Below are 1,774 nucleotides of genomic sequence, written 5' to 3' on the forward strand. Positions count from 1 at the left end.
GCCCTGGTGAGGGCGGGCGTCCGCCGCCGCGGGCCCGCGGCGGCGCGACACCGCCGTCCGGGCGGAGAAGACCCCGCCGGCACCGCCGCCACGGCGCGCCCACCGGTAATGAGAACCGACGATGTGGGTAGCTCGACCGTCATGAGCAGCAGACTCGCGCGGGTGGACCGCCGTCTCTTCCAGATGGTCGCCGCCCACCACTTCCCCGGGGGAGACCGCGTCCTCCCCCGGCTCAGCCGCAGTGCCAACCACGGGCTCCTGTGGTTCGGCGCCGCGGCCGCAATGGCGGCGACCGGTCTCGGTGGCCGCCGCACCGCCCGCCGGGCGGCCCTCCGCGGCACCGCGTCACTGGCCGTGGCCTCCGCGACCGTCAACGTGCTCGCCAAGCGCGCCGTCCGCCGCCGCCGGCCGGTCCTCACCGACGTGCCGGTCATACGGCAGCTGAACCGCGCGCCCTTCACCACCTCGTTCCCCTCCGGGCACGCCGCCTCGGCCGCCGCCTTCACCACCGGGGTCGCGCTGGTATCCCCGAAGTGGGGCGCCGCGCTGGCCCCGGTCGCCGCCTCCGTCGCGTTCTCCCGCGTCTACACCGGCGTCCACTACCCCGGGGACGTGGTGGCCGGCGCTGCCATCGGCGTGGGCGCCGCGTTCCTGGTGCGGCGCCTGCTGCCCAGCGACCACCTGGAGCCGCCGGCGGTCCGTACCGCTGTCAAGGCGCCGGAGCTCCCCGAGGGCAAGGGCCTGGTCGTCGTCGCCAACGCGGGCTCCGGCAGCTCGGGGTTGCCGCCGGAGCGCGTCATCGGGGAGGTGCTGCCCCGCGCCGAGGTCGTGCTCTGCGGCGGTGAGGGCGGTGTCGACGTCACCACCGCCCTCGAACAGGCCGCGGCCCGGGCCACCGAGCTCGGCGGTGCCCTCGGCGTCAGCGGCGGCGACGGCACCGTCAGCGCCGCCGCGCGCTGCGCCATGGAGCACGGACTTCCGCTGGCGGTCCTCCCCGGCGGCACGCTCAACCACTTCGCCCACGATCTGGGCATAGAGACCACCGAGGACACCCGGCGCGCCCTGGCCGACGGCGAGGCGGTCGAGGTCGACCTGGCCCGCTTCACCAACGAGGACGCCGAACCCACTCCCGACGATCCGGCGATCCCGGCGGCCGGCGGCACCTTCGTCAACACCTTCTCCCTCGGTGTCTACCCCGAGATGGTGCGGGTCCGCGAACGCTGGTCGCCCCGGGTCGGCAGCTGGCCCGCCGGGGTGATCGCCGCCTGGCACGTGCTCCGCGCCTTCGACCCGGTGGAGATGGAGATCAACGGTGAACGCCACCGCGTGTGGCTGCTGTTCGCGGGCAACTGCCGCTACGAGGGGCTCGGCCTCGCGCCGCAGCGCCGCTCGCACCTCGCGGACGGGCTGCTCGACGTGCGCGTCGCCTACGCCGACCGCTGGGCCCGTACCCGGCTGCTGGCCGGCGCGCTCAGCGGCCGGTTGAGCAGTTCCCCGGTGCACGGCGCCGCCCTGCTCCGCCGGATGCGGATCGACTGGATCGCCCCGGGCACCCGCCTCGCCTACGACGGCGAGATCGGTGACGCGCCCGGGCGACTGCTGCTGTCCAAGGAGCGCTCCGCCCTCACCGTCTACTGCCCCCAGGCGACCCAGCGGCTGACGCCGCTGGCCACCACGGTCTGACCACCACCGGCTGACCACCACCGGCTGACCGCTGCGCCGCACCGCGGCGCCACCCGACACCACGCAGCGCGGGCCGTGCCGACTTCCGGCA

Annotated in this window: 1 protein-coding gene; it reads left to right on the top strand. The window is 75.8% G+C overall.

Annotated features, from left to right (window positions below; all coding sequences use genetic code 11):
• Nucleotides 1–141: 141 nt before the first annotated feature.
• Nucleotides 142–1,683 carry a bifunctional phosphatase PAP2/diacylglycerol kinase family protein gene (locus HCN52_RS24160; protein ID WP_168090545.1) on the top strand — a complete coding sequence of 514 codons (1,542 nt, stop codon included), beginning with the start codon at nucleotides 142–144 and terminating at the stop codon, nucleotides 1,681–1,683.
• The last annotated feature ends 91 nt before the right edge of the window (nucleotides 1,684–1,774 follow it).

It is taken from the genome of Streptomyces bohaiensis (genome assembly GCF_012033785.1).
GTDB classification, from domain to species: Bacteria; Actinomycetota; Actinomycetes; order Streptomycetales; family Streptomycetaceae; genus Streptomyces; species Streptomyces bohaiensis.